The organism is Vibrio sp. Vb1026, from assembly GCF_033338745.1.
Classification (GTDB): Bacteria; Pseudomonadota; Gammaproteobacteria; order Enterobacterales; family Vibrionaceae; genus Vibrio; species Vibrio alginolyticus.
The window spans coordinates 1-1,332 of sequence record NZ_JAWOTH010000101.1 but is presented as its reverse complement, the minus strand read 5'-3'; the positions used below and the strand labels follow the sequence as shown (position 1 = coordinate 1,332).

Here is a 1,332-nt window from a genome sequence, read left to right as displayed (position 1 = left end):
TCTCAAGGTTATTTAGGTATATAATCCCGCCTCTGTTCCCCTACATGAAAGTAAAAACGATGACTAGAAAACCCATCTACATCGCTTACACCGGTGGCACCATCGGTATGCTAAAATCGGATCACGGTTACGTTCCTATCGCTGGCTTTATGGAAAAACAGCTTGCCAGCATGCCGGAATTTCACCGTCCAGAGATGCCGGAATACACTATCCACGAATATGATCCTCTTATCGACTCATCAGATATGACACCAGCAGACTGGCAACAAATCGCTGATGACATTCGTGACAACTACGACAAGTACGATGGTTTCGTTATTCTGCACGGCACTGACACGATGGCTTACACCGCGTCGGCTTTGTCTTTCATGCTAGAAAACCTGGGTAAGCCAGTTATCGTTACTGGTTCTCAAATTCCTTTGGCTGAACTGCGCTCTGATGGTCAAGCAAACTTACTAAATGCTCTGCACATCGCAGCAAACTACCCAATCAACGAAGTCACCTTATTCTTCAACAATCAGTTGATGCGTGGCAACCGCAGCACAAAATCTCATGCTGACGGCTTTAATGCATTTACGTCACCAAACTTGCCGCCACTGTTGGAAGCGGGCATCAACATTCAGATTAGCAACAGCATCAAGGTGAACGCGCAACCTGAAGGTGAATTCAAAGTTCACAACATTACTCCTCAACCAATCGGTGTGATCACAATGTATCCGGGTATTTCACATGAAGTTATCCGCAATACCTTGCTTCAGCCAGTGAATGCGATGATTTTGCTGACTTTTGGTGTGGGTAACGCTCCGCAAAACCCAGAACTACTAGGCCATCTTAAAGAAGCCTCTGAGCGTGGTGTTATTGTGGTCAACCTGACTCAATGTTTGGCTGGTAAAGTCAACATGGGCGGTTATGCGACAGGCTGTGCGTTGGCAGATGCGGGCGTAATTAGCGGTTACGATATGACGCCAGAAGCGGCGCTCGCAAAACTGCACTTCTTATTGAGCCAAAACCTGTCTTACGAAGAAGTAAAAGAGAAAATGCAGGAAGTACTGCGTGGCGAAATGAGCCTGTAAGCGCTTCTTCGAATCTCTAACAATGCTTAGATATTAAAAAAGCCCAATATTGATTGGGCTTTTTACTTTGGCATGAAGTGACAGAATCAATCGAGATTCGGGTTTACACGAACAATGTCACTTTCATCGGTATTGAACTGTTTTTTCAGTTCCTGTTTAGACTTAAAACTGATTTCACCACCAGCCGCAACCGTCATATGTTGCGCCTCAGTATTGTGTTTTGATTGATACAACATCACAGCTTGCATACACGAATCTC

General features: G+C 45.0%; 2 protein-coding genes. One reads left to right on the top strand and one right to left on the bottom strand.

Features of this window, described 5'->3' with window-relative positions; all coding sequences use genetic code 11:
* Positions 1 to 59: 59 nt before the first annotated feature.
* Positions 60 to 1,073 carry an asparaginase gene (gene ansA / locus R7E47_RS24475; RefSeq protein ID WP_318085296.1) on the top strand — a complete coding sequence of 338 codons (1,014 nt, stop codon included), beginning with the start codon at positions 60 to 62 and terminating at the stop codon, positions 1,071 to 1,073.
* An 86-nt stretch (positions 1,074 to 1,159) separates the two neighbouring features.
* Here ansA and R7E47_RS24470 read toward each other — a convergent pair.
* Positions 1,160 to 1,332 (bottom strand): DUF1315 family protein (locus R7E47_RS24470; protein ID WP_318085298.1); only part of this gene is annotated, 173 nt, incomplete at its 5' end.